Source organism: Blastococcus sp. SYSU DS0616, from assembly GCF_054051015.1.
The window spans coordinates 13,977-40,867 of record NZ_JBJHAJ010000012.1 but is presented as its reverse complement, the minus strand read 5'-3'; the positions used below and the strand labels follow the sequence as shown (position 1 = coordinate 40,867).

At 76.3% G+C, this 26,891-nt stretch carries 27 protein-coding genes; 14 read left to right on the top strand and 13 right to left on the bottom strand.

The window, feature by feature from the left end; all coding sequences use genetic code 11:
- The first annotated feature begins 128 nt into the window (after positions 1 to 128).
- Together ACI79K_RS10890 and ACI79K_RS10885 are read left to right on the top strand one after the other, a co-directional pair.
- Positions 129 to 1,592 (top strand): hypothetical protein, encoded by a 1,464-nt coding sequence (locus tag ACI79K_RS10890; RefSeq protein WP_456587310.1) that lies wholly within the window; start codon positions 129 to 131, stop codon positions 1,590 to 1,592.
- Positions 1,593 to 1,734: 142 nt separating this feature from the next.
- Complete coding sequence (locus ACI79K_RS10885) at positions 1,735 to 2,685, top strand: SAM-dependent methyltransferase (protein WP_456599742.1); 951 nt, start codon at positions 1,735 to 1,737, stop codon at positions 2,683 to 2,685.
- Positions 2,686 to 2,694: 9 nt separating this feature from the next.
- Here ACI79K_RS10885 and ACI79K_RS10880 read toward each other — a convergent pair whose 3' ends face one another.
- The 3 genes from ACI79K_RS10880 to ACI79K_RS10870 form a co-directional block, all read right to left on the bottom strand.
- A complete protein-coding gene (locus ACI79K_RS10880) occupies positions 2,695 to 4,197 on the bottom strand; it encodes a phytoene desaturase family protein (RefSeq protein ID WP_456599698.1) in 1,503 nt (500 codons plus the stop codon).
- Between the two features lie 49 nt (positions 4,198 to 4,246).
- The gene (locus ACI79K_RS10875; RefSeq protein WP_456587313.1) at positions 4,247 to 5,908 is read right to left on the bottom strand and encodes a SpoIIE family protein phosphatase; all 1,662 of its coding nucleotides are present in this window, start codon (positions 5,906 to 5,908) and stop codon (positions 4,247 to 4,249) included.
- 144 nt (positions 5,909 to 6,052) lie between these two features.
- Positions 6,053 to 7,171 (bottom strand): spore photoproduct lyase family protein, encoded by a 1,119-nt coding sequence (locus ACI79K_RS10870; RefSeq protein WP_456599697.1) that lies wholly within the window; start codon positions 7,169 to 7,171, stop codon positions 6,053 to 6,055.
- 52 nt (positions 7,172 to 7,223) lie between these two features.
- Between ACI79K_RS10870 and ACI79K_RS10865 the strand changes: the two genes are divergently transcribed.
- A complete protein-coding gene (locus tag ACI79K_RS10865) occupies positions 7,224 to 8,000 on the top strand; it encodes a LamB/YcsF family protein (RefSeq protein ID WP_456599696.1) in 777 nt (258 codons plus the stop codon).
- Between the two features lie 4 nt (positions 8,001 to 8,004).
- Here ACI79K_RS10865 and ACI79K_RS10860 read toward each other — a convergent pair whose 3' ends face one another.
- Together ACI79K_RS10860 and ACI79K_RS10855 are read right to left on the bottom strand one after the other, a co-directional pair.
- A complete protein-coding gene (locus ACI79K_RS10860) occupies positions 8,005 to 8,733 on the bottom strand; it encodes a GAF and ANTAR domain-containing protein (protein WP_456599695.1) in 729 nt (242 codons plus the stop codon).
- A gap of 88 nt (positions 8,734 to 8,821) precedes the next feature.
- Positions 8,822 to 10,033: a PP2C family protein-serine/threonine phosphatase gene (locus ACI79K_RS10855; RefSeq protein ID WP_456599694.1), complete on the bottom strand. Its 1,212-nt coding sequence runs from the start codon at positions 10,031 to 10,033 to the stop codon at positions 8,822 to 8,824.
- A gap of 95 nt (positions 10,034 to 10,128) precedes the next feature.
- Between ACI79K_RS10855 and ACI79K_RS10850 the strand changes: the two genes are divergently transcribed.
- Both ACI79K_RS10850 and ACI79K_RS10845 read left to right on the top strand, forming a co-directional pair.
- Positions 10,129 to 10,758, top strand: coding sequence for a 5-oxoprolinase subunit B family protein (locus ACI79K_RS10850; protein WP_456599693.1), 630 nt, complete (start codon positions 10,129 to 10,131; stop codon positions 10,756 to 10,758).
- On the top strand, positions 10,759 to 11,610 hold the full coding sequence (locus ACI79K_RS10845; protein WP_456599692.1) for a 5-oxoprolinase subunit C family protein: 852 nt from the start codon (positions 10,759 to 10,761) through the stop codon (positions 11,608 to 11,610).
- A 6-nt stretch (positions 11,611 to 11,616) separates the two neighbouring features.
- Here the strand turns inward: ACI79K_RS10845 and ACI79K_RS10840 are convergent, their stop codons facing one another.
- From ACI79K_RS10840 to glgA, 4 genes are all read right to left on the bottom strand, one after another.
- Complete coding sequence (locus ACI79K_RS10840) at positions 11,617 to 12,381, bottom strand: ABC transporter ATP-binding protein (protein ID WP_456599691.1); 765 nt, start codon at positions 12,379 to 12,381, stop codon at positions 11,617 to 11,619.
- A gap of 41 nt (positions 12,382 to 12,422) precedes the next feature.
- Positions 12,423 to 13,517 carry a FecCD family ABC transporter permease gene (locus ACI79K_RS10835; protein WP_456599690.1) on the bottom strand — a complete coding sequence of 365 codons (1,095 nt, stop codon included), beginning with the start codon at positions 13,515 to 13,517 and terminating at the stop codon, positions 12,423 to 12,425.
- A 10-nt stretch (positions 13,518 to 13,527) separates the two neighbouring features.
- Entirely contained in the window at positions 13,528 to 14,496 is a 969-nt protein-coding gene (locus tag ACI79K_RS10830; RefSeq protein WP_456599689.1) for an ABC transporter substrate-binding protein, read from the bottom strand.
- Between the two features lie 253 nt (positions 14,497 to 14,749).
- Positions 14,750 to 15,922 carry a glycogen synthase gene (glgA, locus tag ACI79K_RS10825; protein WP_456587323.1) on the bottom strand — a complete coding sequence of 391 codons (1,173 nt, stop codon included), beginning with the start codon at positions 15,920 to 15,922 and terminating at the stop codon, positions 14,750 to 14,752.
- Positions 15,923 to 16,089: 167 nt separating this feature from the next.
- Here glgA and glgC point away from each other — a divergent pair, with 167 nt between their 5' ends.
- On the top strand, positions 16,090 to 17,310 hold the full coding sequence (glgC, locus tag ACI79K_RS10820) for a glucose-1-phosphate adenylyltransferase (protein WP_456587324.1): 1,221 nt from the start codon (positions 16,090 to 16,092) through the stop codon (positions 17,308 to 17,310).
- A gap of 118 nt (positions 17,311 to 17,428) precedes the next feature.
- Here glgC and ACI79K_RS10815 read toward each other — a convergent pair whose 3' ends face one another.
- Positions 17,429 to 18,088: an O-methyltransferase gene (locus ACI79K_RS10815; RefSeq protein WP_456587325.1), complete on the bottom strand. Its 660-nt coding sequence runs from the start codon at positions 18,086 to 18,088 to the stop codon at positions 17,429 to 17,431.
- Positions 18,089 to 18,284: 196 nt separating this feature from the next.
- Here ACI79K_RS10815 and sigE point away from each other — a divergent pair, with 196 nt between their 5' ends.
- From sigE to ACI79K_RS10795, 4 genes are all read left to right on the top strand, one after another.
- Positions 18,285 to 18,872 (top strand): RNA polymerase sigma factor SigE, encoded by a 588-nt coding sequence (sigE, locus tag ACI79K_RS10810; protein ID WP_456587326.1) that lies wholly within the window; start codon positions 18,285 to 18,287, stop codon positions 18,870 to 18,872.
- Complete coding sequence (locus ACI79K_RS10805; protein WP_456587327.1) at positions 18,869 to 19,438, top strand: anti-sigma factor family protein; 570 nt, start codon at positions 18,869 to 18,871, stop codon at positions 19,436 to 19,438. Before sigE ends, ACI79K_RS10805 begins: the two co-directional genes overlap by 4 nt.
- A 167-nt stretch (positions 19,439 to 19,605) precedes the next feature.
- On the top strand, positions 19,606 to 20,985 hold the full coding sequence (locus tag ACI79K_RS10800; RefSeq protein ID WP_456599688.1) for a S1C family serine protease: 1,380 nt from the start codon (positions 19,606 to 19,608) through the stop codon (positions 20,983 to 20,985).
- Positions 20,986 to 21,045: 60 nt separating this feature from the next.
- Positions 21,046 to 21,411 carry a twin-arginine translocase TatA/TatE family subunit gene (locus ACI79K_RS10795; protein WP_456587329.1) on the top strand — a complete coding sequence of 122 codons (366 nt, stop codon included), beginning with the start codon at positions 21,046 to 21,048 and terminating at the stop codon, positions 21,409 to 21,411.
- 120 nt (positions 21,412 to 21,531) lie between these two features.
- Here the strand turns inward: ACI79K_RS10795 and ACI79K_RS10790 are convergent, their stop codons facing one another.
- The gene (locus ACI79K_RS10790) at positions 21,532 to 22,683 is read right to left on the bottom strand and encodes an Mrp/NBP35 family ATP-binding protein (protein WP_456587330.1); all 1,152 of its coding nucleotides are present in this window, start codon (positions 22,681 to 22,683) and stop codon (positions 21,532 to 21,534) included.
- Between the two features lie 165 nt (positions 22,684 to 22,848).
- On the opposite strand from ACI79K_RS10790, the gene ACI79K_RS10785 reads away from it, so the two are divergent.
- From ACI79K_RS10785 to ACI79K_RS10770, 4 genes are all read left to right on the top strand, one after another.
- Entirely contained in the window at positions 22,849 to 23,541 is a 693-nt protein-coding gene (locus tag ACI79K_RS10785) for an AzlC family ABC transporter permease (RefSeq protein ID WP_456587331.1), read from the top strand.
- Positions 23,538 to 23,855, top strand: a complete 318-nt coding sequence (locus tag ACI79K_RS10780; protein WP_456587332.1) for an AzlD domain-containing protein — start codon at positions 23,538 to 23,540, stop codon at positions 23,853 to 23,855. Before ACI79K_RS10785 ends, ACI79K_RS10780 begins: the two co-directional genes overlap by 4 nt.
- Before the next feature lie 57 nt (positions 23,856 to 23,912).
- Positions 23,913 to 24,578, top strand: a complete 666-nt coding sequence (locus ACI79K_RS10775; RefSeq protein ID WP_456599687.1) for a DUF6518 family protein — start codon at positions 23,913 to 23,915, stop codon at positions 24,576 to 24,578.
- A gap of 86 nt (positions 24,579 to 24,664) precedes the next feature.
- Complete coding sequence (locus tag ACI79K_RS10770) at positions 24,665 to 25,129, top strand: PPC domain-containing DNA-binding protein (RefSeq protein ID WP_456587334.1); 465 nt, start codon at positions 24,665 to 24,667, stop codon at positions 25,127 to 25,129.
- Positions 25,130 to 25,135: 6 nt separating this feature from the next.
- Here ACI79K_RS10770 and ACI79K_RS10765 read toward each other — a convergent pair whose 3' ends face one another.
- Together ACI79K_RS10765 and ACI79K_RS10760 are read right to left on the bottom strand one after the other, a co-directional pair.
- Positions 25,136 to 25,654, bottom strand: a complete 519-nt coding sequence (locus tag ACI79K_RS10765; RefSeq protein WP_456587335.1) for a DUF1003 domain-containing protein — start codon at positions 25,652 to 25,654, stop codon at positions 25,136 to 25,138.
- Positions 25,647 to 26,885: a magnesium transporter MgtE N-terminal domain-containing protein gene (locus tag ACI79K_RS10760; protein ID WP_456587336.1), complete on the bottom strand. Its 1,239-nt coding sequence runs from the start codon at positions 26,883 to 26,885 to the stop codon at positions 25,647 to 25,649. Before ACI79K_RS10760 ends, ACI79K_RS10765 begins: the two co-directional genes overlap by 8 nt.
- Positions 26,886 to 26,891 lie beyond the last annotated feature (6 nt).

Sequence of the window (26,891 nt, the reverse complement as noted above, 5' to 3'; positions counted from 1 at the left end):
CGCGGCTCCACCCCCGGGTGGCGGTGCGCAGGACACGACCCGGCCCCGGGCCGGGGCCGGCGCAGGGGTGCTGCTGAGCTGGCCGCGTGCCAGGAGCCGGGAGAAGCTGGACGGGTGGAGGAAGGCGCATGAGCGAGGACCAGGGGGTCGTGTTCCCGGCCGGGTCCGACGGACGCCGGAGCACGGCGGCGCTGGGCCGGGCCGTCGTCGCGGATGCACTGCGCCCCGCCGACGCCGCCGGCGCGCTGGCCGCCGAGCGGGAGACCAACTGGCGGGCGGGCTACCTGACGCACTTCCGCCGGCTGGTGGAGGCCGGGCTGCCCTCGCCGGAGGCGGCGCAGGCCATCGCCGCTGCCGGGCTGGCGTCCCTGCACTCGCGGATGCGGGTGGCCGGGCCCGAGGGGGAGGCCGACCTCGCCGGGCTGACCACCGCGCCCGCCGGCCGGGTGCTGCACACGGTCGAGGTGACCGGCACCGCCGAGCCGGAGCGGGAGCTGTCGCTGCCGTTCCGCGGCGGGCGGCTGCGGGGTGACGCCCTGCTGCGCCGGCTCGACGACTGGGTGGCCGCGGGGGTCGTGGAGCCGTCGTGCGCGGAGGCGGTGCGCACCGTGGCGGCGCACCCCGAGTGGCTGTCGCTGCCGGACACCACCGTGGTCGTGCTCGGGGCGGGCGCCGAGATGGGACCGCTCACCGCACTGCTGCGCTGGGGCGCCCGCGTGGCCGGGGTGGACCTGCCCCGCGCGCCGCTGTGGGAGCGGGTGCTCGACATCGCCCGGTCCGGCGCCGGCACCCTCCTGGTACCCGTGGCGGAGCCCGGGTCGGAGCCCGACCCGGCGCGCGCGGGAGCCGATCTGATCGCCGAGGTCCCCGCGGTGGCCGACTGGGTCGCGGGGCTGTCGGGCTCCCCGGTCCTGGGCAACTACGTCTACGCCGACGGTGCCACGAACGTGCGCGTCTCGGCGGCCGTCGACGCGCTCACCGTGCGGCTCGCGGGTGCGCGGCCGGAGCTCGCGCTGGCGTTCCTGGCCACCCCGACCGACGTCTTCGCCGTCCCCGCCGAGGCGGTGGCGCAGTCGGTGGAGGCGTACGCGCGCCGCAGCCGCACGGCGAAGCTGCTCGGCCGCCCGCTGCGGACGGTGTCGGGCGGCCGGCTCCTGCAGCGCGCCTACGTGCCCGGCACCGACCCGGGCATCGCCGACAGCCTGGTGGCGCAGCAGGGCCCCAACTACGCGCTGGCCAAGCGGCTGCAGCGGTGGCGGGCGACCGCCGCACGCGCGGCGGGCAGCACGGTGTCGATGAACGTCGCCCCGCCGACGCGGACCCGCTCGGTGGTGAAGAACCGGGCCCTGGCCGCGGCCTACGCCGGCGCCCACCGGTTCGGCGTGGAGATCTTCGAGCCGTCGACGTCGAACGTGCTCATGGCCGCGCTGCTCGTGCACGACCTGCACACCGGCGGCGGACCGGCGCACGAGCACCCGTGGCAGGACGAGGCGCACGAGGCCGCGCACGGCGGGTTGTGGCGCGCGGCGTACCAGCCACGCAGCGCGCTCGGGCTGGCCGCGCTGCTGGGCTACGGCGCGGCCCGCGGCTGACCGGACCGCGTCGCCGGTACTGGTGCGACGGGTCCGGGCGGACCACAGTGGGCTCCCCGAACGGTGGGAGCGCCAGATGGCCGGGTTGTTCAGCGCACGCACCCTGCTCACCGTCCTGCGGACCGGGAACGCCCGGGCCCGGTTGCGGGCCACCCGTGACGGGCAGGCCGCGGTCCGGCTGAACCTGGGCGCCGCGGCGCTGCACACCGGCGTCCTGGACGCGCTCGGCGACCGTGCGGTGGCGACCCCGGAGCTCGCCCGCCGGCTGGCGGTGGCCCGCGACGACCTGCTCGCAGCCTTCCTGCGGGTGCTCGCGGCCGCCGGCCTCGTCCGGGAGGACGCCGCCGGCTGGTCCCTGACCAGCGCCGGGCGCGCCCTGCGGGACGACGACCTGGTGCGGGCCTCCTACGAGGCGTTCGCCGGGTTCCACACCGGGCTCTACCGCCACCTCGGTGACCTGCTGGCCGGTGGCCCACCGCGGCGGGACGTCGCCGAGCAGGGGGCGGTCATCGCCCGGGTGTCGGCCGCCTTCGAGCCGTTCGTCGACGACGTCCTCCGGGAGACGGTGGCGGACGTGTCCCCGCGGCGGGTGGTCGACGTCGGGTGCGGCGCGGGGCTGCAGCTGGCCGCGGTGCTGGCGGCGGCTCCGCAGGCCGAGGGCGTCGGGGTGGACGCCGACGCCGACGCCGCCGCCCTCGCCGAGCGCACCCTCGAACGGCGCGGGCTGGCGGGACGGGCGCGCATCGTGCGGGCCGACGTCCGGGAGCTGCCCGACGAGGGCGGGTTCGACCTCGCGCTGCTGGCCAACGTCGTCTACTACGTCCCGGTGGCGGAGCGCGTCGCCCTGTTCGCCGACGTGGCGGGGCTGCTCGCGCCGGGGGGCACCCTCCTGGTCGTCACCACCGTGGCGACGCCGCAGCTGTTCAGCCGGCACTTCGACCTGCTGCTGCGGGCGCAGGAGGGCGGCATGTCGCTGCCGGGGGCCGCGGACCTGGTCGCGGGGCTGCGCGCGGCCGGGCTGCGACCGGGAGAGACCCGGCGGATCGCCCCGGGCGCCCCGCTCGTGGCCGTCGCGGCCGTCCGGCCGCGGTGACCGGACCGGTCAGGCCGGGCCGACGAGCTCCGCCACGATCTCCGCCGAGAGGCCCACCAGCGGCAGCCCCCCGCCGGGGTGCGCCGAGCCGCCGACCAGGAACAGCCCGGGGATGCGCGAGGCGTTGCCCGGGCGCAGGAACGCCGCCCGGGAGCCGTTGCTGGAGCTGCCGTAGATCGACCCGCCGACGCTGCCGGTGCCCCGCGCCAGGTCGGCCGGCGTCCGGATCTCCCGCCAGCGGAGGCGGTCCCGGACGTCGAGCCCGCGGCGGGCCATGACCGCCAGCACCCGGTCGGCGTACCGCTCGGCGAGCCCCGGGGCGTCCCAGTCCACCCCGTGCACCGGATCGTGCCGCGGCGCGTTCACCAGGACGAACCACGACTCGCTGTCGCCGTCGGGCACCAGCGCCGGGTCGTCGGGCGCGCTGACGTAGACGGTGGGATCGGGCACCGGGCACGGTCGGCCCGCGTACCGGCCGGTGCCGAAGACGGCGTCGAACTCCGCGTCGTAGTCGTCGGGGAAGAGCACCGTGTGGTGCTCCAGCCCCGGGGTCCGGCCGCGCAGCGCCAGCAGCAGCACGAACCCCGACAGCGACGGTGTGGCACGGGCCAGGTCCCGCCGGACGCCGCGGGTGCGCCGGTCGGTGGGCAGCAGGTCGGCGTGCAGCGCGGCGGCGTCGACGCCGGAGACGACGACGTCGGCGCGCAGCCGCTCGCCGTCGGCCAGCTCCACGCCCGCAGCCCGGCCGCCCGCCACCAGCACCCTGCGCACCGCGCAGCCGGTGCGGACCGCGGCGCCGCCCGCGACGGCCCGGTCCCGCACCGCCGTCCCGAGCCGGTGCAACCCACCCCGCACGTACCAGGAGCCGAAGGCCTGCTCGGCGTAGGGGACGGTGGCCAGCACCGCCGGCGCCCGGCGCGGGTCCGAGCCGGAGTAGGTGGCGTAGCGGTCCAGCACGGTGCGCAGGTGCGGGTGGCGCAGGTGGCGGTGACCGAGGCCGCGCAGCGACCGCCACGGCGCGATCGCGGCGACGTCGGCCGGGCGCCGGGCCAGCCGCGCCAGCGTCGTCGCCCCGGCCAGGGGGGTGCGCAGGAACGGCTCCTCGCTGATCCGCCACATCGCCGCGGCCCGCTCCATCAGGGCGGCCCACTGGGCTCCGGCGCCGGCCCCCAGCGCGTCGTCGAGCGCGGCGGGGACGGCCTCTGCGCGGCCGGGCACGGTCAGCCGGGTGCCGTCGGCGAACCGGTAGCCGACCGCCGGGTCCAGCCGGACCAGGTCGACGGTGTCCTCGAGCCGGCTGCCGGTCGCGGCGAACAGGTCGCGGTACACCTGCGGCAGGGTGACCAGGCTCGGCCCGGTGTCGAAGGCGTGCCCGTCGCGGGTGAACCAGCCGAGCTTCCCGCCGACGTCGGGCGCCTGTTCCACGACGGTCACCGCGTGTCCGAGGGCCGCCAGCCGCGCGGCGGCCGCCAGCCCGCCGAGCCCGGCGCCCACGACCACCACCCGCGCCACCGACCCACCGTAGCCAGCCGGCCCGGAGCGCGTCGGCGGGACGGGGCCCTCAGCGCGGGACGGCGAGCGCCAGCACGGCGAGGTCGTCGGGCTCGTAGCGGGAGCCGGCCAGCTGGGCCTCGACCGCGGCCGAGATCGCGCCGACGGCCGCTTCCGGATCGGCGACCGGCGCGCCGGCGACGACCCGCAGCAGCGCGTCCTCGCCGAACTGCCGCCCGGCGTCGTCCCGCGCCTCCGTGACGCCGTCGGTGTAGAGCACCAGGGTCGACCCGGGAGGCAGGTCCAGCGTGGTCTCGGTGAGCTCGACGTCGGCATCGATCCCGAGGGGTGGGCCGGCGGTCCCGACCGGACGGGCGTCGGAGTCCGCATCGGAGACGACGGGGAGCGGGTGCCCGGCGACGGCGAGACGGACCCGGTGGCCCGGCCCCGCCGGTTCCAGCACCAGGCAGCAGGCGGTGACGAACCGCAGCGGCCCCGTCCCCTGTTCGTGCAGCAGCGCGGTGTTGACCGCCCGCAGGATCTCCGCCGGGCTCCCCGTGGCCGCGGCGCGGGCGGTGTGCCGGGTGACCGCCGTGACCGCCGCCGCCTCGGCTCCGGTGCCGCAGACGTCGGCGATCAGCACCATCCAGCGGCCGTCGGGCAGGGGGGTGACGTCGTAGGTGTCGCCGCCCACGAGGGCGGAGTCCCCGCCCGCGCGGTAGCGGGCCGCCAGCTCCACCCCGGGGATCGTGGGCAGGTGGGAGGGGAGCAGGCTGCGCTGCAGGGTGTCGGCCAGGTCGCGGATCACCGACTCCGCGCGCAGCCGGGCGAGGAACTGGCCGATCTGCCGGCCGGCGTGCCCGAGCACCTCCAGCAGCTCGGGGGGCACGGGCCGGGACTGCGTCGAGAACAGCTCGCAGACGGCGAGCAGCGTGTCGCCGCTCAGGACCGGGAACGCGACGCCGGTGCCGAGCCCGTCGGCCCGGACGACGTCGCGGCGGACCACCCGGGGGTCGGCGGCGAGGTCCTCGGCCACGACCGGGACCCGGTGCAGCCAGGCGCCCCCCGGCAGGCCCTCACCACGGCGGAAGACCCGGCGGGGGGCGTCGGCGGCCAGCGCCGGCACGTCCGCGCCGGGAGCGGCCCAGGTGCCCGCGTGCACGAGCCGGCCGTGCTCGGTGTCGGCCTGCCACAGCAGGGCGGCGTCCCAGTCCAGCTCCGTGCACAGCGTCGGGAGCAGCTGCTGGAAGGCGACGTCGGCGTCGCGCGCCTCGGTCAGCGCCGCCGTCACCCGCAGCGTGGCGGCCAGGTAGCGGCTGACGGCGAACTGCCGTTCGAGGAGGATCGTGGTGCTGGCGTCGCGGAGCACGGCGACCACGAGCGCCTCGTCCGGCGACGCGCCGTCCGCCGGGGTCAGGCGCGACAGGGTGAGGTCGACCGGCACCTCGTGACCGGCTGCGTGGAGCGCCGGCAGCTGCGTGGTCGCGCCGACGAGCTTCCCCTCGCCGGTGGCCCGGTACCGGGAGAAGCCCTCGTTGTGGCCGTGCCGGAGCCGCTCGGGCATGAGCAGCTGCAGCGGCCGGCCGATCAGCGCCGCCGGGTCGTGACCCAGCAACGTCTCGACGGCCGGGCTCACGTACGCGATGCGCCCGTCGCCGTCGGCCACGATCACGGTGTCGGGCAGCGCGGCCAGCAGCGTCGCCGCCGGTACGCCAGAGGTGGACCCGGGCACTCTTCCCCCTGCGTGACGTTCCCCGACGGAACGTAACGGCTCCGTCACGATGAGCCTCTCACAGGTCGGGTGGGGGTGCCGACGCGAGATGTCGACATGTGGTCATGCCGACATTTCGCCATGTCGGCCCCGGGCGGCAGCGGCTCAGAACGCGTAGCGGATGCGCAGCCAGGGGGCGTGCCGGGTGACCAGCTCGCGCAGTCGCGCGACCGCCGCCCGCTTGATCCCGGCGCGGTAGCGCACGTTGTCCTGCCCGTTGGAGCTGCGCTTGGGCTCCTGCAGGTCGGGGCGCCAGAGCAGCTGCTCGGCCGTCGGGTGCCACCCGAGGTTCACCTCGTGCAGGGCCTCGTTGTGGGTCAGCATGATCACCTCGGCGGCGGCCTGCGCCTTGGCCGCCGCGCCGAGCTCGTCGTCCAGCCGCGCCAGGAGCCGACCCCAGTCCTCCTCCCAGCCGGCGTGCAGGACCACGGGCGAGAGGTTCAGGTGCACCTCGTACCCCGCGGCCACGAAGTCGTCGACGGCGGCGATGCGGTCGGCCACCCGGCTGGTGCGCACGTCGAGGACCCGTGCGTCGTCCTCGGGCATCACCGAGAAGCGCACCCGGGTGCGACCGGCCGGGTCGAGGTCGAGCAGCTGCCGGTTCACGTACTTGGTCGCGAAGGACGCCTTCGCCGTCGGCAGGCCGCGGAAGGTGCGCACCAGGTCGGCGACGTTGTCGCTGACCAGCGCGTCCACCGAGCAGTCGCTGTTCTCGCCGATGTCGTAGACCCAGCTCTCCGGGTCGCACTGGTCGGGCTCGGTCTTCGGTCCCTGCCGGGCGACGTGCCGGCGCAGGTGCCCGGCGATCTGGTCGATGTTGGTGAAGACGGTGATCGGGTTGGCGAAGCCCTTGCGCCGGGGCACGTAGCAGTAGGCGCAGGCCATGGCGCAGCCGTTGGCCGTGCCGGGGGCGATGAAGTCCGCGGAGCGGCCGTTGGGCCGGGTGACCAGCCCCTTGCGGACGCCGAGCACCAGCGTCTCGGTCTTCACCCGCACCCAGCGGTAGACGTTCCCGGCGTTGCCGTGCAGCTCGGGGATCTGCCAGTGCGAGGGCACCTCGATCACCTCGGCGTCGGGGAACCGGCCGAGCACCTGGCGGCCACGCGGGGACTCCGTCGCCGCCGGTTCGGCGTAGATGCGGCGGACCTGCAGGAGGTGGTTGGGCGGCATCGGCGCCGGCGGCGGCCCGACCTCGAAGAGCGTGAGCGGCTCGGCGGCTCCCATACCGGGTGCAGCACCCGCGGGGCGGCCGCCATTCCGGTGCGAGACTGCGCGGGTGAGCGCACCGGGCGGCCCCCGCATCGATCTCAACGCCGACCTGGGGGAGGGCTTCGGCGTGTGGCGGCTGGGCGACGACGACGCGTTGCTGGAGGTCGTCAGCAGCGCCAACGTGGCCTGCGGGTTCCACGCCGGGGACCCGGTCACGATGCGTCGCGTGTGCGGTGCCGCCGTGGCCGGGGGCGTGGCCATCGGCGCCCAGGTCTCCTACCGCGACCTGGCCGGGTTCGGCCGGCGCTTCGTCGACGTCGCCCCGGACGAGCTCGCCGCCGACGTCCTCTACCAGCTCGCCGCGCTGGACGGCGTGGCCCGCACGGCCGGGGGGCGGGTCTCCTACCTCAAGCCGCACGGGGCCCTCTACAACGCCGTCGTGCACCACGCGGCGCAGGCCCGCGCCGTCGTCGAGGCGGTCGCCGCCTACGACGCCGGGCTGACCGTGCTGGGGCTGCCGGGCTCGGAGCTGCTGCGCACCGCCGCGGCGGCCGGGCTGCCCACCGTGGCGGAGGGGTTCGCCGACCGCGGCTACGCCCCCGACGGCAGCCTCGTGCCCCGCGGGTCGGTGGGAGCGCTGGTGCACGAGCCGGAGGTGGTCGCCGAGCGCGCGGTCCGCATGGCCGCCGAGGGCAGCGTGGTCGCGGTGGACGGCAGCGTGGTGCCGGTCGAGGTGGGGTCGGTGTGCGTGCACGGGGACACGCCGGGCGCGGTGGAGCTCGCGCGGTCGGTGCGGGCAGCGCTGGAGGGGGCCGGGCTCGCGGTCGCCCCGTTCACCGGGTGAGCGGTCAGTCGCCGGGGCGCAGGTCCTCCATCGAGCGGCGCCCGGAGAGCAGGGCGGCGGCGACCTCGTCCACGGACCGCCCCGACGTGTAGGCCTCGGTCCGGAGCAGGGCCAGCGCCTCCTCCGGATCGATGTCGTGGGCGACGCCCAGCTTGCCCACCGCCTCCCACACCGCCGCCCGCTGCCGCGGTGCCGCGCCGCGCAGCCAGTCCGGTCCCTCCGCCGGCGTCCAGGTCGACCAGACCGCGGCGTCGCTGAGCGCGGAGCTGACCAGCTCGCCCACCGCCACCGCCGCGAAGACGTCGAGCTCCACGACGGCGGCCGACCGCCTGAAGTACAGGTCGAGGGCCCCTTCCCCGGCGGGACCCGGGTGCAGGGGGAGGGCGACGACCGCGCGGAAGGGGGTGCCGCGCAGCAGCAGGTCGGCGAAGACCGGCCACCGGCGTCGCAGGTCGTCCTCGACGGCGAACACCGGTTGGCCGGTGGCCTGGGCCGTCGCGCACGGCCCCTCGCCGACGGTGAACTGCATCCGTTCGGCGCTCGCGGCCGCCGGGTCGCTGGCGCCCAGCGGGAGCCGGCGGCCGGTGCCGTCCACCAGGACCAGGCCGGCACCGTCGACCCGGAGCAGTTCGGCGCACACGCGGCTGAGTCGCAGCGGCAGGGCCTCGGGCCCGGCGAGCGCGGGATCGGACTGCCGCGCCAGAGCGGCGTCGAAGCGCGCCCCGATGGTCATGCCCGATTGTCCATCGGTGTGGCGGTGCGTACATCCCGGCCGGTATGGAGCCCCGTCCGGTCGCCCGGACCGGCCGATCCCGGCGGGGTCACAGGGTTATCTGGTTCTCGCGGCCGGTCCGCCACTCGACGAGCACGATGGTGGCGTCGTCCTGCAGCCGGCCCGCCTGGTGGGCCATCACGCTGCGCATCAGCCGGCGGAGCGTCTCCGGCGGGGGGTCGCCGGCCGTCTCGGCGCGGACGACGAAGTCCGCGAGGCGCTCCTCGCCGAAGAAGTCGCCCGCCGGCGATCGCGCCTCGGTGACGCCGTCGGTGTGCAGCAGCACCCGGTCGCCCGGGCGCAGCTGCACCTCGCACGTCCGGGCGGGCCCCTGCTGGAGCCCGAGCGGCAGGTCCGGGCGGCAGCTGCGGGCGGGGATGAGGACGCCGTCGCGCACGACCAGCGGGGAGCCGTGCCCCGCGTTGACCCAGGTGAGCAGGCCGGACTCCAGGTCGAGCCGGGCCAGCAGCGCGGTGGCGAACCGGCTGCCGGGGAACTGCCCGGCGATCGCGGCGTCCATCGCCGCCGACGTCGCGGGAAGGGAGAGCTCGTGCCGGCGGGCCGAGCGGTAGGCGCCGACGGCGACCGTGGTCAGCAACGCGGCGGGCAGACCGTGGCCCACCGCGTCGAGGACCATGAGGTCGGCGACGGGGCCGTTGACGGCGTAGTCGAAGGTGTCCCCGCCGATCTCGTACGCGGGCTCCAGCGCCGCGGAGATGACGATCCGGTCGGTGCCGAAGGTCAGCGGTGGGATCAGGTCCCACTGGATCTCCGCGGCCAGGCTCAGCGGCCGGGTGCGCCGCAGCCGCGCGAACACGTCGCTGTAGGCGTCCCGGGTGACGCAGAGCTCGGCCACCAGTGCGGCGAAGGCGCGGCGTTCCTCGTCCTGCTCCGCGGGAGGCCCGGTGTCGAACAGCAGCTCCAGGACGCCGACCCGCTCGGCGCCGTCGAGCAGGGGGAGCCAGAGGCGCACGGCAGCGTCGTCGCCGGGGCTCGGGGAACGGGTCTCCTCGACCCGGCGGAAGGCGAGGCCGCCGATCGAGCCGTCGACGGACAGCCCGGTGCGCGGCGGAACGTCCTCGCCGGCCACGGGGACCAGGGAGGACTGTTCGTAGTCGGCCAGGTAGATGACGGCCGCGCGGGCGCCGAGGAGCCTCGCGTGCCGGGAGACGACCGAGCCGAGCTCGTCGGCCGTCAGGTGGTGCGACGACCGGAGCAGCGACCGCAGCGGGTCCTGCCCGGAGGCCGTCGTCGAGGTCACGGCGGTCCAGCATTCCACCGGCGTGCGGACCGGGCGAACGGAGTTGCGCGGCGGAGGGGCCGTCACGGGCCCGGGGGATGCCCGATCATGGGCGGGTGGGCGACGGTGGGGGAGCGGTGCGTGCGCTGCCCTACGGCGATCGCGCAGTACTGCTCGAGGTGGCCGACGTCGCCGCGATCCCTGGGCTGCGGGCCGCGCTGCTCGCCGCCCCGCTGGCCGGGCAGGTGGACCTGGTGCCCGCCGCCCGCACCCTGCTCGTCCTGCTCGATCGGCCGGTCACCGACCTCGACGTGACCACCCTGTGCCGACTGGCCCCCGCAGCGCCCGCGGCCGGACCGGCGCGCGCGGCCGTGGTGCTGCCGGTGGTCTTCGACGGACCGGACCTCGCCGAGGTCGCCCGGCTCACCGGGCGGACGGCGGACGCCGTCGTCGCCGCGCTGACCGGCACCGCGCTCACCGTGGCCTTCGGCGGCTTCGCCCCGGGCTTCGGGTACCTGACCGGGCTGCCGGAGGAGCTGCACGTGCCGCGCCGGGCCACCCCGCGCACCCGGGTCCCGGCCGGCTCGGTGGCGCTCGCCGGCCCGTACGCGGGCGTCTACCCGCGTGCCTCGCCAGGGGGCTGGCAGCTGGTCGGGCGCACCGACGCGGTCCTCTTCGACGTCGGGCGCGACCCGCCGGCGCTGCTCGCCCCGGGCACCACGGTCCGCTTCCGGGCGGTGGCCTGAGTGCTCACCGTGCTGACCCCGGGGCCGTTCGCGACCGTGCAGGACGCCGGGCGGATCGGCTGGGCGTCCGTCGGGGTGCCCCGGTCCGGCGCCGCGGACCGGCCGGCGGCGGCGCTGGCCAACCGGCTGGTGGGCAACGCGCCGGCGGCCGCGGTCGTCGAGGCGACGGGCGGGGGGCTGCGGGTCCGCGCCGAGCGCACCCTCCTGGTGGCGGTGACGGGTGCCCCGGTGCCGGTCGTCGTGGACGGGCGCCCGGCGCCGTTCGCCGCGCCCACCACCGTGCGCCCCGGCGCCGTGCTGGGGCTGGGCCCCCCGCGCGCCGGCCTGCGCAGCTACCTCGCGGTGCGGGGCGGCGTCGACGTCTCGCCGGTGCTGGGGTCGCGCAGCACCGACACCCTGTCCGGCCTCGGGCCGGCCGTCCTGACCGCGGGCACGCGGCTGCCGGTCGGCGGGCTGGCGGGGGAGGAGCCGGTCGTCGACGTCGCGCCCGTGGGTGCGCCGTCGGACCGGCCGGTGCTGCGGGTGCTGCCCGGGCCGCGGCGGGACTGGCTCGACGACGCCGCGTGGCCGGCCCTGCTGGGAGCCGGCTGGGCGGTCGGTGCCGACAGCGACCGGGTGGGGTTGCGGCTGGCAGGTCCCCGGCTCGGTCGGGCCCGCGACGGGGAGCTGCCCAGCGAGGGGCTGGTGCCCGGGGCGCTGCAGGTCCCGCCCGACGGCGCCCCGGTGCTGTTCCTCGCCGATCACCCGGTCACCGGTGGCTATCCGGTGCTCGCCGTCGTCGTCACCGCGGACCTGCCCGCCGCCGCCCAGTTGCGGCCCGGGGACGTGGTCCGCTTCCGCGCGGCGCGCTGACCGGCATCAGCTCCCGCGCACCGGCAGCACCGCGGGCCCGTGCGGGCCCGGCACGATGCGGGCGCGGGCGCCGTAGTGCTCCGCCAGCACGGCGGCGGTGAGTACCTCCGCCGGGCTGCCCTCGGCGGCCACCCGCCCCTCGGCGAGGAGGGTGAGCCGGTCGGCGTACTGCCCGGCGAGGGTGAGGTCGTGCAGGGTGCTCACCACGGTGAGCCCGTCCTGCCGCCGCAGCCGGTCCAGCAGGTCGAGGACCTGCTGCGCGTGCCCGAGGTCCAGGGCGGCGGTGGGCTCGTCGAGCAGCAGCACTCGCGGTCGCTGGGCCAGCGCCCGCGCGAGGACGGCGCGCTGCTGCTCCCCACCGGAGAGGGTGACGACCGCCCGATCGGCCAGCTCGTCGAGCTCCAGCCGGTCCATCACCTCGGCGACGACCTCGCGATCGACCCGCCGGGGTGCGGCCAGCAGCGGACGGTGCGGGGTGCGGCCGAGCAGGACGTAGTCCCGCGCGCTGACGCCCTCGGGCAGCACCGGCAGCTGCGGCGCGTAGGCCAGCAGGCGGGCCCGGTCGCGGCGCGGCATCCCGGTGAGCGGGACGCCGTCGATGCGCACCTGGCCCTCGTGCGGGTGCAGGCCCAACACCGAGCGCAGCAGCGTGGACTTGCCCGACCCGTTGGGGCCGATGATGCCCAGCCAGCCGCCGGCCGCCACGGTGAACCGGACACCGGCGAGCACCGGGCGCCGTCCGTAGCCGGCGTCGAGGCCCACGACCTCCACGCGCGCGCCGCCGGCACCGCGCGGGCCGGGTGGTCCTCCGCTCACCGTCGCCGCGCCCCCGCCCACAGCAGGCCCGCGAAGAACGGCGCGCCGACGAACGCGGTGACCACGCCCAGCGGCAGCTCCGCGGGGGCGAGCACGGTGCGGGCGAGCAGGTCGGCGAGCACCAGGAACGCGCCACCGGCCAGCAGGGACACCGGGAGCACCCGGACGTTGGCGCCGCCGACCAGCCGGCGGACGATGTGCGGCACGACCAGCCCGACGAAGCCGATCAGCCCGCTGACCGCCACGGCCGACGCGGTGGCCAGCGACGCGGCGACCACGACCAGCAGCCGCAAACGGCCGGGGTGCACGCCGAGCGAGCGGGCCTCGTCGTCGCCGACCGCCAGCACGTCCAGGGGGCGGGCGCACAGCAGCAGGGCGACCACCGCCACCCCCAGGTAGGGGAGGACCAGGCCCACGTCGGACCACTGCGCGCCGCCCAGGTGCCCGAGCAGCCAGCCGTAGATCTCCCGCAGGTCGTCCGTGTTCTGCTGCTGCACCAGCGTCTGCGCCGCCGCGAGGAAGGCGGCGACCGCGATGCCTGCCAGCAGCAGCGGCGCGCTCTGCGAGCCGCCGGCCGCGTGACCGAGGGCCAGCGCGCACCCCACACCGACGAGCGCGCCGACGAAGGCGGCCAGCGGGACCACCCCGACCGGGCCGACCTGCTGGCCGGGTGCGTAGGCGAGGACCAGGGTGGCGCCCAGCCCGGCCCCGGCCGCCGCGCCCAGGAGGTAGGGATCGGCGAGCGGGTTGCGGAACACCCCCTGGTACGCGGCGCCGGAGACGGCCAGCCCGGCGCCGACCAGCACCGCGAGCACGACGCGGGGCAGGCGGAGCTCCAGCAGCACCGCTGCGCGGGTCCCCTCCAGGGTGCCGGGGACGTCGAGGCCCACGGGCGCCAGCGCGCGGTCGAGCAGCGTGGCGACGACCGTGCCGGGCGGCAGCGGCACCGCGCCCACCCAGACCCCGGCGAGCGCCGCGGCCACGAGGGCGGCGGTGACGCCGGCTCCGGAGAGGAGTGCGGAGCGCGGTGACCGCACGGCACCCGGCCCCGCCGCGGTGCGGCCGGGCCGGGTGCCGTGGGTGGTGCTCATGCCGCCGGGCTCAGTCCTGCAGGGCCCCGGCGACCGCCTCGGCGAAGTCGGCCACGCGCGGACCCCACCGGGAGGCGATGTCGTCGTCGACGGCGAGGACCCGCCCCTCGGTCACCGCGGGCACCGAGCCGAACGCCGGCCGCTGGGCCACCGTCTCGGCGCTCTCGCCGCAGCACTCGGTGTCGGCCAGCACGATCAGCTCGGGCGCCTGGTCGACGACGTACTCGGCCGACAGCTGGGGGTAGCCCCCGGCCTCGGGGGCACCGTCGGCGATGTTCTCCAGGCCGAAGAGGGAGTAGATCCCGCCGATGAACGTCTCGCTCGTCGCGGAGTAGAACGACGGGTCGAGCTCGTGGTAGACGCGCATCCCGGCGACGGCGTCGGGCACGGACGCGACGGCGGCGTCGATCCGGTCCTGCACGTCGGCGACCACCTCGGCCGCCTCGTCGTCGTGCCCGGTCGCCGTCCCGAGGGTCTCCAACTGCGCGTAGGTGTCGTCGAGGTCCTCGGCGGCCTCGAGCAGCAGGACCGGGACGTCGAGCGTCTCGAGCGCGTCGACGATGCCGTTGATGTCGTTGCTGAGCACCACCAGGTCGGGGTCGTACCCGGCGACGGCCTCGGCGTTGGGCGTGAACGCCGACAGCTCCGTGGTCGGCGCCTCGGCCGGGTGGTCGGAGTTGTCGTCGACGGCCTCCACCTGCTCCCCGGCGCCGATGGCGAAGAGCATCTCGGTGGCCGTCGGCGACAGGGAGACGATGGCCTCCGGCCGCTCGTCGAGGGTCAGCTCGCCGTTGTCGCCGGTGACCGTCACGGGGAAGTCGCCGGCGGCCGTGGTGGGGTCCGCGTCGTCACCGCCGTCCGAGGCCCCACCGCAGGCGGGCAGCGCCAGGACGGGGGCCGCCAGGAGGGCGAGGACGGCGCGCACGGGTCGCCGCGGGGCGCGCGAGGTGCGCGCCGCCCGGGAGGAGGTGCCGAGCAAGGAAGAGCCTCCAGAGGAGGCGGCGGGCGTCGCCCCCGAGCTGACCCGACGCCCGATGCGCGACCCCTGCCGCGGGGGTCGGTTGCACGGCGCAGGGCAGGCGATCTGGCTCGGGCCCGCACGGGGCCATCACAGTTGCGGGACAGCGCCGGGTTCGCACCGGGCTTCGCTGCGGCTGCACCGCCGGCAGACGCCGGCGGGCTGAAAGGTACCAGCGGGCGGGACGCGGACGGCCGGAACCGCGGCGGTCGGCTCACCCGCGGGCGGCGAGCACCTCCGCGTAGACGTCCACGGTCTGCCGGGCGATCGCGGCCCAGCCGAACTCGGCGACGACCCGCTCGCGGCCGGCGGCGCCCATCGCGGCGGCGCGCTGCGGATCGGCGAGCAGCTCGCCGGTGCGCGCGGCCAGGCCGGCGGCGAACCCGGTCGGGTCCGCCTCGTCGTAGGGCACCAGGAGACCGGTGCGGCCGTCGTCGACGACCTCCGGAATGCCGCCCACGGCGCTGGCGACGACGGCGGTGCCGCACGCCGCCGCCTCCAGGTTGACGATGCCCAGCGGCTCGTACACCGACGGGCACACGAAGACCGTGGCACCGGTGATCAGCGGCACCAGCTGCTCGCGCGGCAGCATCGCCTCGATCCACACCACGCCGTCGCGGCGGGACTGCAGCTCGGCGACGGCGTCGGCGACCTGCTGCCGCTCGGCCGGGGTGTCGGCGGCCCCGGCGCACAGCACGAGACCGGCATCGGCCGGCAGCTGGTCGGCCGCGGCCAGCAGGTGGGCCAGCCCCTTCTGCCGGGTGATCCGGCCGACGAACAGCGCGTACGGCCGGTCGGGGTCCACCCCGAGCCCGCGGACCACCTCCGGGGCGTGCACCGGGCGGTAGGCCTCCGCGTCGACGCCGTTGTGGACAACGTGCACCCGGGCCGGGTCCAGCTCGGGGTAGACGGCGAGCACGTCCTCCCGCATGCCCGCGCTCACCGCGACCACCGCGTCGGCGGCCAGGTAGGCGGTGCGCTCGGCCCAGGAGGACAGCCGGTAGCCGCCGCCCAGCTGCTCGGCCTTCCACGGCCGGCGCGGTTCCAGCGAGTGGGCGGTGACGACGTGCGGCACGCCGTGCACCAGCGCGGCGAGCAGCCCGGCCGTGTTGGCGTACCAGGTGTGGCTGTGCACGAGGTCGGCTCCGGCGAGCGCGGCGGCGATCTCGACGTCGACCCCCAGCGCCTGCAGGGCCCCGTTGGCGTCGGACAACCCGGCGGGCACGGCGTGGGCGGTCGCGTCCGCCCGTGCGCCGCCGAAGCAGTGGACGTCGAGCTGCGGCCCGTCGGGCAGGGCACGCAGCGCCGACACCAGGTGCTCGACGTGCACCCCCGCGCCGCCGTAGACGTCCGGCGGCCACTCTCGCGTGACGATCCCGATGCGCACGCCGTCACCCTAGAAGGACCACCTTTCCCCCCGCGCCTCGCAGGCTCGGCGCGGGCCCCTGAAAGGTGGCCGTTCCAGCGCGTCACCGGGCTCGGCGCGGGACCCAGACGGGTGGCCTCCGTGCGGTTCGTGCTGTGCCCGCGTCGGCCAACGGATACGTTTCTGGCATGCGCGGCGGTCCACGGGTGCTCGGCATCGTCCTGGCGGGCGGTGAGGGGAAGCGGCTGTCTCCGCTGACCCAGGACCGCGCGAAGCCGGCCGTCCCCTTCGGCGGCAACTACCGGCTCATCGACTTCGTCCTCTCCAACCTGGTCAACGGCGACATCCGGCACATCGCCGTCCTCACCCAGTACAAGAGCCACAGCCTGGACCGTCACATCACCCAGACCTGGCGGATGTCCAGCCTGCTCGGCAACTACGTGACACCGGTGCCGGCGCAGCAGCGCCTCGGCCCCCGCTGGTACACCGGCAGCGCCGACGCGATCTTCCAGAGCCTGAACCTCATCTACGACGAGCGCCCGGAGATCGTCGTCGTCTTCGGCGCCGACCACGTCTACCGCATGGACCCGGCGCAGATGATCGACCAGCACCTGCAGACCGGTGCGGGCGTCACCATCGCGGGGCTGCGGGTGCCGCGGCGGGAGGCGACCGAGTTCGGCGTCATCGACTCCGACGCGGCGGGCAAGGTGCGGGGGTTCCTGGAGAAGCCCGCAGAGCCGCCCGGCCTGCCGGACTCGCCCGAGGAGAGCTTCGCCTCCATGGGCAACTACGTCTTCACCACCGACGCCCTGCTCGAGGCGCTGCGCACCGACGCGGAGGACCAGGACTCGGTGCACGACATGGGCGGCTCGATCATGCCCATGCTGGCCGACGCAGGAGAGGCGTGGGTCTACGACTTCTCCACCAACGTGGTGCCCGGCGCGACCGAGCGGGACCAGGGGTACTGGCGCGACGTCGGGACGATCGACTCCTACTACGACGCGCACATGGACCTGGTGTCGGTCTCGCCGGTGTTCAACCTCTACAACGAGCGGTGGCCGATCTACACGCTGCCGCCGCAGCGCCCGCCGGCGAAGTTCGTGCTGGGGGGCCGCGCCGAGGAGTCCATGGTCAGCGCCGGCGCGATCATCGGCGGCGGCTCGGTGCACAACTCCGTGATCTCGCCGGGGGTGCGCGTCGAGCGGGGCGCCCGGGTCGAGGACAGCGTCGTCATGGACGGCGCCTACATCGGGGAGGGTGCGCAGGTCCGGCGGGCGATCCTGGACAAGAACGCCGTCGTGCCCGCGGGTGCGCGGATCGGTTTCGACCACGACCTGGACCTGGAGCGCTACCACGTCAGCGCGGGTGGGATCACCGTGCTCGGCAAGGGCGCCCGCGCCTACCTGTAGGCCCCGTCCGGAGGCTCGCCGCGAGCTCGCGAGTGGTCGGGAGGCCTCGGTGCAGGGTCCCGCCGCGAGCCTGCGAGTGGTGGGGGGACCGAGGTCCTTCTGGGGGTCCTTCCTCGCGTTACCCGCGCTTGGTGGCGACGAGCAGGCCGGTGCCGATCGGCAGGACGGCGGGCAGCAGGGTCTCGTCGTCCCGGATCGTGCGGGCGATCTCCCGCCAGGCCACCGACTGGGGGTCGCGGGCGGTGCGGTCGGCGACCCGGCCGCCCTCGAGCAGCCCGTGGCAGGTCAGCGTGCCGCCGACCCGGACCAGGGCGAGCAGTGCGGCGAGGTGCTCGGCGTACTCCCGGGGCGGGCCGGCGCAGCACACCATGTCGTAGCCGCCGGGCGAGAGCCGGGGGAGGACCTCCCCGGGGGTGCCGAAGATCAGCCGTGCCCGGCTGGCCGGCACGCGGGCCTCGGCGAGGGCGGCACGTGCCGCGCGCAGCTGCTCGGGATCGCCGTCCAGCGCGGTCAGCACCCCGTCGGACCGCATCCCGCGCAGCAGCCACAGCGCGGCCAGCCCCCCGCCGCTGCCGATCGAGACCACCGAGCGGGCAGCGCTCGTGGCGGCGAGGACGGCCAGGGTGGCGCCCACCGGGGGCTCCACCGGGCCCGTCCCGGGTAGGAACTGCGCGCGGCGCCGGGCGGCCACCATCTCGGGGGACTCGGCGGCGAAGCGGTCGGCGTAGGCGGCGCCCGGGTCGGTGCCGCCTCCGGGCGGCGGCTGATCGGCGCTCATCACCGGCCGAGGGTAGTTGCCCGCACCGCCGCCGCCGCGTGCGCGGGCGCACCTGTGCGTCTGCTGGGAGTCCCGGTGCGCGGGAACACGGGTGTGCCGATCGACCGTTGACCAGGACGTGCGATTCACGCGTGCCGCGTCCGGTCCCGCCGACGCCGGGGAGGTCGCGGGCGGCCCCGTCTGCGATCCTGGTGGCGTGCCCGAGGCCACCGCCCCGCAGTCCGCCGCTCCCGCGGAGCAGCCGGGCTGGGTGGCGCCGTCCTGGGAGCAGGTCGTCCGCGACCACTCCGCCCGGGTGTACCGGCTGGCCTACCGCCTGTCGGGCAACCCCCAGGACGCCGAGGACCTGACGCAGGAGACCTTCGTCCGGGTGTTCCGCTCGCTGGCCGACTACTCGCCGGGCACCTTCGAGGGCTGGCTGCACCGGATCACCACGAACCTGTTCCTCGACATGGTCCGGCGTCGGCAGCGGATCCGCTTCGACGCGCTGCCTGACGACACGGAGCGGCTGCCCGGCCGCGCGCCGAGCCCGGAGCAGGTGTACGCCGACACCCACCTCGACCCCCAGGTGCAGGCGGCGCTCGACGCGCTGTCCCCGGAGTTCCGGGTGGCCGTCGTGCTGTGCGACATCGAGGGGCTGACCTACGAGGAGATCGCCGCCACGCTGGGCATCAAGCTCGGCACCGTGCGCAGCCGCATCCACCGGGGGCGGGTGCAGCTGCGCGAGGCGCTGGCACACCTGGCCCCGCGCCGGGCGGGCGTCCCGGGGGAGGTGGGGGCATGAGCATCCCGGAGAGCCACCTGGCGCAGGAGGCGATCGCCGCACTGGTCGACGGCGAGCTGTCCGCCGGGCCCGCCGGTCGGGCGGCCCGCCACCTCACCGCCTGCGCCTCCTGCCGGATGGCCGTGGCCGCGCAGCGCGAGGCCAAGGAGGCCCTCCACGGCTCCGCCGACGTGGCCATGCCCGGTGATCTGCTGTCCCGGCTCCGCGCCATCCCCTTCACCGCCGAGGTACCGGGGGCCGGTGCCGGCACCGGGGGGCTGAGCGCCTCGGCCGGGGAGCTGACGGTCACGGGCAGCACCGGCGCCTTCTCCGTCGACCTCACCGAAGGGGCGCACCGGCGCACGTCGTCCGACCACCGCTGGTTCCGCCGCGGCGTCGCCGGGACGATCGTCGGCCTGGGCGCCGGGGTGACGGCGCTGGCGCTCACCCTGCCGCCCGACGGCGGCCGCGCGCCCGCGGCCGATCCGGTGCGGCCCGAGCAGCACACCGAGGTCGCGCCGCCGGTGCTGCGGACGGTGACCATCGGCACCGTCGGCGGCCTCGGCTCCCCGGGCGGGACCCCCTGAGCAGCACGCGGCGCGACGCCCCGGAGGACGGCGACGCCGCCTACGCGCGGCCCGAGGGCCAGGCCGGCGCCTTCGACGAGACGACGGCCCCCCGGGTGGCGCCCGGCCCGGTCCGCGCCCCCCAGCCCAGCCCCGCGCAGGCCACGGCCTTCGGACGCCCGGAGCGGGTGACGGGCAGCTTCGCCGGCGACCGCCCGACCCTCCCGCCGCGCCCGGTGCCGCCCCCACCGCCCGAGGCGCTGCTGCGCGCCTTCGGCCCACCCGCTCCGGGGCGGGGCGGCCTGCAGGAGCCGCCGGGTGGCCGCCCCGGACGGCGGCGCACCGCCACCGGCCCGTGGTGGAAGGCCGACGCGCGTGAGGACCCCTGGCGCGACCCGTCGTCCCCCGCCGCGCTGGGCGCTCCCGCCGTGTACGACGAGGACCGCCAGCCCGGCCCCGTCGTCGTGGACGCCCGCGGCCGCCGCAAGGTGCGGCTGCGGGACCTCTCGATCCGCCTGACCACGCTCGCCGTGCTCGGCCTGCTGGTCGTCGGCCTCGTCGGTGGCGGCGTCGGCTGGTACCTCACCCGCACCGCGGACGAGACGCCCCTCCACACCCCGGGCACCACCCTCACCCAGGTCGATCCGGGCGGGCCCCGCGAGCAGGGGTCGGTGTCGGGCATCGCCGAGGCGGTGATCCCGGCGGTCGTCTCGATCGAGGTGCGCGTCGGCCAGGCCGGTGCCACCGGTTCCGGGGTCGTGATCGACGGCGAGAACGGCTACATCGTCACGAACAACCACGTCATCTCCGGCGCCGACGACGTCGAGGGCGCCGAGATCCGGGCGGTCTTCTCCGACGGCAGCGGATCCGCCGCGCGCATCGTGGGCCGCGACCCGGCCAGCGACCTCGCCGTCGTCAAGGTGGAGAAGCCCGGTCTGGTGACGGCCGCGCTGGGCCGGTCCGGCGACGTCGTGGTCGGCGACCCGGTGGTGGCGATCGGCTCGCCGCTGGGGCTGGCGGGCACCGTCACCAGCGGGATCGTCAGCGCGCTGGACCGCCCGGTCCGGCTCTCCGGCGAGGGCACCGACACCAATGCGGTGATCAGCGCGGTGCAGACCGACGCCCCGATCAACCCGGGCAACTCCGGTGGGGCGCTGGTCGACGGGAGCGGGGCGCTCGTCGGCATCAACACCGCGATCGCCTCGACCGGCGCCGGTGGGTCGATCGGCCTCGGTTTCGCGATCCCGGTGGACACGGTGAAGCGGATCACCGAGCAGCTCATCGCCACCGGCTCGGCCGTGCACGCCACGCTCGGCGTCAACGCCCGCTCGGTCACCGACGGCACGCGCGACGGCGCCCTGGTCGTCAACGTCGAGCCGGGCAGCCCCGCGGCCGAGGCCGGCATCCGTGAGCAGGACGTCATCATCGCCGTCGGGGACACGCCGGTCGGCAGCTCCGAGGAGCTGGCCGTCGCCGTCGACGCCCGGCAGCCGGGGGACGTCGTGACCGTCGAGCTCGTGCGCGGCGGGAGCTCGCGCACGGTCGAGGTGACGCTCGCCGCCGCATAGGCCCGGCGGCGGCTACGCTGACCCTCGGTAGCGCTGGCGGCCGGAGGAACAGGGAGCACGGTGTTCGACTCGATCGGCTGGGGCGAGATCTTCGTGCTGGCGCTCGCCGCCCTGTTCATCTTCGGGCCCGAGCGGCTGCCCGACCTGGCGCGCGAGGCCGCCGCCGGGCTCAAGCGGTTGCGCAGTGCGGTCACCGGCATGCGCACCCAGGTCAACGACTCCCTCGGCGACGACTTCGCGGAGCTGCGCGACCTCGACCTGCGCAAGTACCACCCGCGGACGTTCATCCGCGAGCAGCTGCTGGGTGACGACGACGACGCCCGGGTACCCGCCGCCACGGCGAACGGGGCGACGGCCGCCACGGTGGTCGCCGCGCAGCTGCGCGACCGCAGCGTCCCGCCGCCGTTCGACATCGACGCGACCTGACCCCCTGAGCCGGGCGGCGCAGGACGACCCCTGCCACGACTCTGGGGGTGTTCCTCCCGCTGCTGGACTCCTGAAGGACGCCGACAGCGGGAGGAACACCCCCAGAGCGGGTGGCTCAGCTCAGTGCTTGACGGGGGTGAGCCCGAGGCTCATCCCGGAGAGCCCGCGCTGGCGGACGGCGAGCCCGTCGGCGATCTTCTCCAGCGCCTTGGCGGCCGGGGTCTCGGGGTCGGCGAGGACGATCGGCGCACCGGCGTCGCCGGCCTCCCGGAGCCGGGTGTCCAGCGGGATCTGACCCAGCAGCGGGACGCGCGCACCGAGGGTGCGGGTGAGCGCGTCGCTGACCGTCTGCCCTCCGCCGGAGCCGAAGACCTCGACGCGCGAGCCGTCGGGGAGCTCCATCCAGCTCATGTTCTCGATGACGCCGACGACCTGCTGGTGGGTCTGCGTGGCGATCGCACCGGCGCGCTCGGCCACCTCGGCCGCGGCCAGCTGCGGGGTGGTGACGACGAGGATCTCGGCGTTGGGCAGGAGCTGCGCGATGGAGATCGCGACGTCACCGGTGCCCGGGGGGAGGTCCAGCAGCAGGACGTCGAGGTCGCCCCACCACACGTCGGCGAGGAACTGCTGCAGCGCGCGGTGCAGCATCGGCCCGCGCCACACGACCGGGGTGTTGCCCGGGGTGAACATGCCGATCGAGATGACCTTCACGCCCATCGACTGCGGCGGCATGATCATGTTGTCGACCTGGGTGGGCTTGTCGTCGACCCCGAGCATGCGCGGCACGGAGTGGCCGTAGATGTCGGCGTCCACGACGCCGACCGACAGCCCGCGCTTGGCCAGGGCCGCGGCGAGGTTCACGGTGACGCTGGACTTGCCGACGCCGCCCTTGCCCGAGGCGACGGCGTAGACGCGGGTGAGCGAGCCGGGCTGGGCGAAGGGGATCACCGGGTCCGCGGCGTCGGTGCCGCGCACGGTCTTGCGCAGCTCGGCGCGCTGCTCGTCGCTCATCACGTCGAGGGCGACCTGCACCGAGGTCACGCCGGGGACGGCGCCGACGGCGGCGGTGACCCGGTTGGTGATCGTCTCCCGCATCGGGCAGCCGGCGACGGTCAGGTACACCTCGACGTCGACCGAGCCGTCGGGCCCGATCCGCACGTCCTTGACCATGCCGAGCTCGGTGAGCGGGCGGTTGATCTCCGGGTCCTGGACGGTGGCCAGAGCGGCGTTGACGGCGTCGAGCGCCGGGGTGCCGGTCAGCTGGTCGGACATGGTGTTCGTCTGTCTCCTTCGACGGGGGACCGGCGTCCGGCGGTCTGCGGCCAGAAGCGGCGACCTGCGCGATCGGTCGCCTGCCACTGTACGGCGGGTGGCGGCCCGGCCTGCCCGGCGGAGGGTGATCTACCGCGCAGCCGGCCGCGTCCTAGGGTCGGGGTCGTGCCGGCCGACCGCTCCCAGACCCTGCGCGACGCCGTGGGGCTGGGCCTCGCGGTCGGGCTGTACGGCATCGCCTTCGGAGCCGCCGCCGACGCGGCCGGGCTGGACGTCTGGCAGGCGATGACCCTCTCGGCGCTGATGTTCACCGGCGCGTCGCAGTTCGCGCTCGTCGGCGTCCTGGGGGCCGGCGGGAGTGCGGCGGCGGCCGCGGGCAGCGCGCTGCTGCTCGGCACGCGCAACACCGTCTACGGCGTCCGCATGGCCCCGCTGCTGGCGCCCCGGGGACCGGCCCGGCGGGCCGGTGCGGCGCACTGGGTGATCGACGAGACGACGGCGATGGCCGTGGCCGCGCCCGACCGCGAGCTGGGCCGGCTGGCGTTCTGGGCCACCGGCGCCACCATCTACCTCGGCTGGAACGTCACGACGCTGATCGGCGTGCTCGGCGCCTCGGAGCTCGGCGGGGCGGCGGAGGCGGCGCTGGACGCCGTCGTTCCCGCGGCCTTCCTCGCGCTGCTGTGGCCCCGGCTGCGCGCGGGCTTCCCGGAGGCGCAGGTCCAGCGCCGCGTCGCCCTCGGGGGAGCGGTGGTGGCGCTGGCCCTGACGCCGTTCGTGCCCGCCGGCGTGCAGGTCGTCGCCGCGGTGGTGGCGGTCGCGCTCGCCGGCCGGCCGCGGTCGGAGGTCCGCCCGGCATGAGCGCTACCGCGGTGTGGACGGCGGTCCTGGTGGCCTCGGCCGGCTGCTACCTGCTGAAGCTGGCCGGCCTGTCGGTGCCGGCGGCGTGGGTGGAGCAGCCGTGGGTCGCGCGGGTCGTCGACTTCGTGCCCGCCGCCCTCCTGGCCGCCCTCGTGGTGGTGCAGGCCCTCACCAGCGGCGACCGGCTCGTGCTCGACGGGCGGCTGGCCGGGCTGGCCGTCGCTGCCCTGGCCCTGGCGCTGCGGGCGCCGTTCATCGTGGTGCTGGTGCTCGCGGGGGCGGCCGGGGCGCTCGTGCACGTCGTCACCGGCTGACCGGTACCGCGGCGCGCCGGAACCGCAGCTCACCCGCCCCTCGGCCAGGATCGCGGGGTGACAGAGCTGACCGAGGCTGCGACGCCGGGGCGGGCGGCCGCCCGGCGGGAGGCGTTCCTGCGGCTCGCCGGTCTCGCCGTCCTGGGCGGGGTCGCCGGCGTGGCGGCCAAGCTCGGCGACGAGTCGGGGTGGCGGTGGGCCGCCGATCTCGGCACCTACCCGGCGGCCTGGGTGCTCGTGGTGGCGCTGATCGGGCGGTTCGCGCCCGGCGTCGCGTCGGCCGCGGTCCGTGCGGCCGTCTTCTTCGCCGCGATGACCGCCGCCTACTACGGCTGGGCGGTCCTCGTGCTCGGCTTCGGCTACGACCCCGGGCTGATCGCCGCCTGGCTGCTGCTCGCGGCCACCGCGGTGGCGGTGTTCGCGGCGGTCTGCTGGTGGGCCTCCCGCCGGCCGGGTCCGCTGGCCGGGGCGCTGCTCGCGCTGGCCGCGGGGACGGCCCTGGCGAACGGCGCGCTCCGCGGCTTCTGGCTGGATTGGACCGGCAGCGACGTGGTGCTGCACCCGGTGCAGGCGGTCGTGGAGGTCGTCGTCGTCCTGGTCGTCGTCCTGCTGCTGCCCCGCCGGCGCAGCACCCGGCTGTGGGCGCTGGGACTGCTGCTCCCCATGGCCTGGCTGGCGCAGGAGCTGCTCGACCGCCTGTACGGGACCGGCCTCGTCCGCTGACCGGCGGCACGGGGTCGCCCGGGGATTGGGGGGCCGATCGGGGGGCACGGCAGCGGGTGCCCGACCCCGACGATCGGAGGGACCCCGTGCAGTACCGCGAGATCACCACCCCGGGAACGAGTGCGGAACGCGAGCGCACCTACGTCGTGATCCTCGACGAGGGGGACGAGGCGGTGGCGGCGCTGACCTCGTTCGCCCGGGAGGAGCAGCTCTCCGCCGCCCAGGTCACCGCCGTCGGCGCGTTCCGGCGCGCGGTGGTCGGCTGGTTCGACCGGCAGACCAGCGACTACCGGCGGGTCACCGTCGGCCAGCAGTGCGAGGTGCTCTCGCTGATCGGCGACGTCGCCCTGGGCACCGACGGGAACCCGGCGCTGCACCTGCACGCCGTCCTCGGCCTGCCCGACGCCACCACGCGCGGCGGCCACCTGCTCGAGGGCGAGGTGTGGCCCACGCTGGAGGTGGTGGTCCGGGAGAGCCCGGCGCAGCTGCGCAAGACCATGCGCCCGGAGATCGGGCTGGCGCTGATCGACCTGGACCGCGCCGAGCACTGAGCGGGCTCAGGCGACCGGGTCGCGCTTCCGCTTGCCCTTCTTGTCGCGCCGCTCCCGGTCCTCGCCCTCGTCCGGCACCAGCCGGTTGAGCTCGCCGCGGATGAAGTCCCGGGTGGCCAGCTCGCCGACGGCCACGCGGAGCGCGGCCAGCTCGCGGGCCAGGTACTCGGTGTCGGCGCGGTTCTGCGCCGCCCGGGCGCGGTCCTCCTCGGCCTGCACGCGATCGCGGTCGGCCTGCCGGTTCTGCGCCAGCAGGATGAGCGGGGCGGCGTACGCGGCCTGGGTCGAGAACGCCAGGTTGAGCAGGATGAACGGGTACGGGTCCCAGCGCAGCTGGACGGCGAAGACGTTCAGCGAGATCCAGACGACGACGAGGATCGTCTGGACGGCCAGGAACCGCCCCGTCCCCAGGAAGCGCGCGATGCCCTCGGCGAACTGCCCGACCGCGTCGGGGTTGAGCCGCAGGAAGCTGCCGAACCGGCGGGCGCCGCCGCGCGGGACGTCCAGCCGGGGCGTGTCAGCCACGGCGCGCCCGCTCCCGCCAGTCATCGGGAAGCAGGTGGTCGAGGACGTCGTCGACGCTCACCGCGCCGACCAGCCGGCCCTGCGCGTCGACCACCGGCGCGGCGACCAGGTTGTAGGTGGCGAAGTAGCGGGTGACCTCGGCGAGCGGCGCCTCCGGCCTGAGCGGCTCCAGGTCGTCGAGCACGCCGCTCACCAGGGTCGAGGGTGGCTCGCGCAGCAGCCGCTGGATGTGCGCGAGCCCTAGGTACCGCCCGGTCGGCGTGGCCGACGGCGGGCGGCAGACGTACACCTGACTGGCCAGCGAGGGGGTGATCTCCTCCTGCCGCACCCGGGCCAGCGCCTCGGCGACGGTGGCGTCGGGGGAGAGGATGACCGGCTCGCTGGTCATGATCCCGCCGGCGGTGTCCTCCGAGTACTTGAGCAGCTGGCGCACCGACTCGGCCTCGTCGGGCTCCATCAGCTCGAGCAGCCGGTCGCGGTCGACGTGGTGCAGCTCGGAGAGCAGGTCCGCGGCGTCGTCGGGGTCCATCTCCTCCAGGACGTCGGCCGCGCGGCCCTCCTCCAGCGTGCCGAGGATGGTGATCTGCTCGGCCTCGGGGAGCTCGCCCAGGACGTCGGCCAGCCGCACGTCGTCCATGGCCTCGGCGACCTCGTGCCGGCGTTTGATCGGGAGCTCCTGGAGCGCGTGCGCCATGTCCGCTGCGTTCAGCTCCCGGTAGGTGGCGATCAGCGTCTCGGCGCCCTGCCCGGCCGGCGAGAGCGCCAGCCCGGTGACCTCGCCCCACTCGAGCTGGTGCAGCTGCCCGCGCCGGCCGATGCGACCGGGCTCCTGTACGGCGACCCGGGACAGCAGCCAGTCGCCGGTGCGGGTCTGCTCCATGCCGGCGTCGACGACCGTGGCCGGGCGGCCGGACTCGTTGATCGTCACCTGCCGGTCGAGCAGCTCGCCGAGCACGAGGGTCTCGCCGCCCCGCTGCTCGAACCGCTTGAGGTTGAGGGTGCCCGACGCGAGCATCACCGCTCCCGGGTCCAGCGCCGTCACCCGGCCCATCGGCACGAAGATCCGCCGCCGGGCGACCACCTCGACCACGAGGCCGAGGACGCGGGGGCAGGCGGTGCCCACCCGGAGCCCGACGACGACGTCGCGGACCTTCCCGACCCGGTCGCCGTTGGGGTCGAAGACGGTCAGCCCGGCAAGCCGGGAGACGTACGCCCTGGTCGCCGTCGTCACGGATCG

Coding starts and splice junctions, on each gene's coding strand:
- glgC (WP_456587324.1), top strand. CDS start 16,090: ATGCGCGGCGGTCCACGGGTGCTCGGCATCGTCCTGGCGGGCGGTGAG.
- ACI79K_RS10835 (WP_456599690.1), bottom strand. CDS start 13,517: ATGAGCACCACCCACGGCACCCGGCCCGGCCGCACCGCGGCGGGGCCG.
- ACI79K_RS10860 (WP_456599695.1), bottom strand. CDS start 8,733: ATGACCATCGGGGCGCGCTTCGACGCCGCTCTGGCGCGGCAGTCCGAT.
- ACI79K_RS10815 (WP_456587325.1), bottom strand. CDS start 18,088: ATGAGCGCCGATCAGCCGCCGCCCGGAGGCGGCACCGACCCGGGCGCC.
- ACI79K_RS10870 (WP_456599697.1), bottom strand. CDS start 7,171: ATGGGAGCCGCCGAGCCGCTCACGCTCTTCGAGGTCGGGCCGCCGCCG.
- ACI79K_RS10780 (WP_456587332.1), top strand. CDS start 23,538: ATGAGCGCTACCGCGGTGTGGACGGCGGTCCTGGTGGCCTCGGCCGGC.
- ACI79K_RS10805 (WP_456587327.1), top strand. CDS start 18,869: ATGAGCATCCCGGAGAGCCACCTGGCGCAGGAGGCGATCGCCGCACTG.
- ACI79K_RS10890 (WP_456587310.1), top strand. CDS start 129: ATGAGCGAGGACCAGGGGGTCGTGTTCCCGGCCGGGTCCGACGGACGC.
- ACI79K_RS10790 (WP_456587330.1), bottom strand. CDS start 22,683: ATGTCCGACCAGCTGACCGGCACCCCGGCGCTCGACGCCGTCAACGCC.